At 54.2% G+C, this 4129-nt stretch carries 5 protein-coding genes; 2 read left to right on the top strand and 3 right to left on the bottom strand.

Annotated elements, in window-relative coordinates; all coding sequences use genetic code 11:
* The first annotated feature begins 743 nt into the window (after nucleotides 1–743).
* The gene (locus tag WBL42_RS08230; protein WP_424720797.1) at nucleotides 744–1160 is read left to right on the top strand and encodes a flavodoxin family protein; all 417 of its coding nucleotides are present in this window, start codon (nucleotides 744–746) and stop codon (nucleotides 1158–1160) included.
* Nucleotides 1161–1215: 55 nt separating this feature from the next.
* Here the strand turns inward: WBL42_RS08230 and WBL42_RS08225 are convergent, their stop codons facing one another.
* Nucleotides 1216–1692: a phage tail protein gene (locus tag WBL42_RS08225; RefSeq protein ID WP_424720796.1), complete on the bottom strand. Its 477-nt coding sequence runs from the start codon at nucleotides 1690–1692 to the stop codon at nucleotides 1216–1218.
* Between the two features lie 559 nt (nucleotides 1693–2251).
* On the opposite strand from WBL42_RS08225, the gene WBL42_RS08220 reads away from it, so the two are divergent.
* The gene (locus tag WBL42_RS08220) at nucleotides 2252–2833 is read left to right on the top strand and encodes a flavodoxin family protein (protein ID WP_424720795.1); all 582 of its coding nucleotides are present in this window, start codon (nucleotides 2252–2254) and stop codon (nucleotides 2831–2833) included.
* Nucleotides 2834–3003: 170 nt separating this feature from the next.
* On the opposite strand, the gene WBL42_RS08215 is transcribed toward WBL42_RS08220, so the two are convergent.
* Nucleotides 3004–3396, bottom strand: a complete 393-nt coding sequence (locus WBL42_RS08215) for a type II toxin-antitoxin system VapC family toxin (RefSeq protein WP_424720794.1) — start codon at nucleotides 3394–3396, stop codon at nucleotides 3004–3006.
* Nucleotides 3393–3599, bottom strand: a complete 207-nt coding sequence (locus tag WBL42_RS08210) for a hypothetical protein (protein ID WP_424720793.1) — start codon at nucleotides 3597–3599, stop codon at nucleotides 3393–3395. Before WBL42_RS08210 ends, WBL42_RS08215 begins: the two co-directional genes overlap by 4 nt.
* Nucleotides 3600–4129 lie beyond the last annotated feature (530 nt).

The following is a 4129-nucleotide window of genomic DNA, read 5'->3' as shown; positions in this document are numbered from 1 at the left end:
GAGTGCCCGATATTGGAGAATGATGGATACGTTGAAGTTCGGGAGGTAATTACGCCGGGCTCCTGAAACTCTGCCTATTAAATATCTTTTCAGTGCCCTCATTTTATGTGGTACGATATCACGTTACTCCACAGGCAGTGACCCCCCTTCTTCACAAGGGGGAACTGCCTGCCATTCCCAAACGATCCGCCGGTCCGGAGCACCGGGGTCCGGATGGCATCGTGAATCCCCACACTTTCACCATCCCCTCTTACGGACTTAATATCACATTCTTCTGATCATGGTATCATGGAATGCCAGCACGAACCCATGCGGGAGACCGGGAACTCCTGTCCCGGACTACAGCAATGAAAAAATTACCCGGATCCGGGATAAAATCAGGATCGTATTCGGGAATGATTGTTCAATGAACGATTGTGCGTTATCGAACCGGTACAATTTGACAGACGAAGGGGATCTGATACTAATCCTTCGATGAGTTCCTACCGGTAATTTTCATGCAGTATCGGCGGCCTCGCGATCGCCCGGTACCGTGCCCCACGCGATCACCGGCCCGGCCACAGTCCCGACGCCGGCGGGGATGCGATTTGTCCCCACCCCCTTTGGGGGTCGCTCGGCCGCCTCGTCGGGGCCTCGCCGGGCAGTTTACCGGCGCCCGGGTTTTCCCGGTATATCGGGTAAGTTCCTCATGAGGCCATTGCACGAGTATTATCTTTAAATCCCTTGAGGCAACAGGAGAACCTATGGACAATGTAGCAGTGCTGGTTGATTCCCGGGGCGGACACACCCGTAAGGTCGCTGCCGCGATTTCGGAAGAGCTGGGTGTGAAGATCGGGGATATCACACAACCGCTGCCGGACGCGGATATCCTGTTCATGGGGAGCGGTATGTACGGTACCGGCCCGGGACTTTACACAAACCGCCTTCTCCGTGAGGGGACATTTACCGGGCGGAAGGTCGCCCTGTTCGCCACAGCGTCGTATCCCGGTGATGGGGAGAAGATGCTTGCCAACATGGCCGAAACCCTGGAAAAGAAGGGGGCAACGGTCCTGGGGAAAACCGGCTCCCGGGGCAAGGTGATCATTGTCAAGTACCGGAATGTGCACGAGGAGGATCTCGTGGATGCCCGAAAATGGGCCAGGGAGATTGCAGGGAAATAACTTTCTCTGAGGGGGTTTCGGGCAGGATAGGGGTATCCCCGCCCATGATCCCCCGTCACTTATCCTCCGACGGGTCCCGGTTCCATGTATCGAACCCGAGTCTCAGGTGCTCGATGGCGGTCTCATGGCTGCCCGCATCGGGATTCTGGAACGCTTTGTACTCGGTTACCCAGCAGTGGGAGAGATGATAGCTATACTCCATCTCCCCGCCCGGGGCGTATACCTCGATGGTGAGAGGATTTTTATATTCCGGAAGCAGGGAACCTTTGCCCGTGGCCGGGCCGTAACAGCAGACCATGCTGATCCACTGCTCGAACCCGCGATCAAAGGCGACTCCCCGTTCAAGGTTGATGAAATACGGGGTACTCTGGCCTTCCGGCCCTATGGCAGGACGAGGGTACCCGCTCTGCAGCTGACCGGCACGTTTCATTTTTACCGGGAGGGGGGTAACTTCCGGGAAGCCGGCAACATACCGGCCTCGCCATTTCACCCGGAACCGGAAGTTCCGGGACGCGTTATCCGATGGGGACATGGGGATTCCTCGCTTGTCCCTTGGCGCACGAGCTGATGAGGGTTTTGATCGGTACAATACTACCAAGCCCCGAGATTCCCAGCAACTGCCCTGGCGCCAGTAATGGCAATGCGATGTATCCCCACTCCTTCCTGGCGGCAACAGTTCCTCAATTTCCAAGGGCTTTCACCATCGCGATCAGCATCTCATGCCGTCAGTTCCCCTCCCATTTGTGCAAACCGTGATCTCAAAAATCCCCTCCCCGTTCCCTGCAAATCACTTTTGAACCCTCCCCGGATTCCCCTCCGTAAAATTTATTCAGCCACGCCCATCTCCCATCGCCACCATTCTTCATGAAATCCCGCTGGCGTGTACAGGATAAACCCGGCTCCTGTATGAGATGTCACGGGTGACTGCGATGCGGCCCGGGCCGGAAAAGGAAGCAGCAACAGAGCAAAAACACCTGCCCGGCACCGGCCGGGTGGTTGCGAGGAGTGGACGTGAGCGGGCCGCGACACATCGGGAAGAGTTTTCTCTTACTGCAGGGTATATATTCCATCCAGACGCACAGGGAATAAAGATGAAAATCATCGGAATTATCGCAAGTCCGCGGAAAGGAGGCAATACCTCCTGGGTAATAAACAAAATACTCGAAGGTGCGAAAGAACAGGGCGCCGAAACCCGGGCCTGGTATTTCAGCGATCTTGATATCGAACCGTGCCGGGGTTGTCTTTGCTGCCACGAGGGAGGCGATCCGGGTTGTATTATCAATGACGACATGCAGGAACTGTATGGCGCGATTGAGCATGCCGATGCCCTTATCCTCGGCTCGCCGGTGTACATGGGGCAGATGAGTGCCCAGGCGAAGATAGTCACCGACAGGTTATTTGCGCACATTTCTCCGCGATTCTCACCATATTACAAAGAAAAAGCCGCGAAAAAGAAGCTGATTCTTGTGTTTACCCAGGGCAATCCTGATCCCGGCATGTTCCAGGCGTATTTTGATTATACGAAAAAAATATTTCAGTTGCTGGAATTCGATGTTAAAGAGGTAGTTGTTGTTGCCGGAATGCGAAATGAACCGGCGCATGAAAGAAAAGATCTGGACACGGTCATGAAGGATATCGGTTCAGCGCTGGTTCCGGAACAATGCCCGGAATAATGAAGAAATTGCAATTGCGGATTCCAACGTAATCCCCTGATCGGAGTGTCGAATCAGGAGAGATCTTCATTTTACCTCTTCGACCTCCCTCTCCGCACCGGCCCGGCCACAGCTCCGGTGCCGGCGGGGATATGCACCCACCCACTGCCAGAGACGCCCGGCCACCCCCCTCAGGGAAAACGATGAAATGGATTTAAGATCATGAGGCCGGGCACATGGGTAAAATCCTCCTCGTTCCTGGTAACGAGCGTAGCATCCAGGGATAATGCCGAGGCAGCGATTACGGCATCGGGAAGCGTGATGTTCATAGTTGTCCGTAACTCGATCGCTTTTTCCGCAAGCGTATCGGTAAGCGGAAGGCATCGCCCACAGTCAAGAAGCCTGCGGGCCTTGATTATTCCTTCCGGCGTATGGCCTTTCCAGCCGAGAAGTTCAATCCTCGTTATGATCGATATGTTGAACGATTCCTGGAATATCGAATCGATCACAGGTTTCTCGGATGGACCGAACGCACCGGCCAGGTAATAGATCAGGATATTCGTGTCTACCAGGTACGTCTTCATACCCGGTTCCACTCTTTCCGGAGATCCTCGGCCACGCCCTTTGGATCTTCGATGAGATCCCGGTATATCCCATAATAGTCCTGCGGGTTGCAGGGTTCGGGCCGCGGGTCCCGGAGCTGGAGCGTCCTCTCCCAGAGCTCGATGGGGACTATGACGCTCTTTTTGTTGCCACCAGCATCATACACATACTGGATCTCGTTCATTGTATCTTCATTGCCTCTGCGAAAGAATATAGTTTTTCTTAATAGAGCTTCAGGACGATTTTATGATCCGGAACCGGGATTCATTTTGTGTTCGGTCGTCCGCCTCATCGGGGCATCGCTGGGCAGATTACCCGCATCAGGATTTTCCGGTAATCGCCCTGCCGTGGGGGCGGCCGTTCATCGCCCACGAAATTTTCCGGCAAATAATTTTCTCTAACCAACTCGACTCTGCCTGAAAATTTTTCAAGACCCACCTATCGCTCTTAAAAAAATTAAAGATCCCCAAAAACGTTCAATACCTTCAGGATCTCCGTCCGGACCCTTCCCGGAATGGCAAACAGGGCTCTTATTAAACCCGGATTAGGGGCTTTCCAATAGGCCCTCACGAAGGCCTCCCGGTTCGTGGAAAAATCCAGGATCAACCCAAAACCCATTTCCCCTCCATTTCGGCCGCCCAAAAGGACCCATTAGGGCAGGGTCCGGAGCACGGTCATTCCACGACGTGAAAACTGTAAAAATCCGTGGAATAA

The organism is Methanoregula sp. (genome assembly GCF_049686655.1).
Classification (GTDB): domain Archaea; phylum Halobacteriota; class Methanomicrobia; order Methanomicrobiales; family Methanospirillaceae; genus Methanoregula.
The sequence above is the reverse complement of the archived record's forward strand: the minus strand, read 5'-3'. Positions and strand labels throughout refer to the sequence as shown.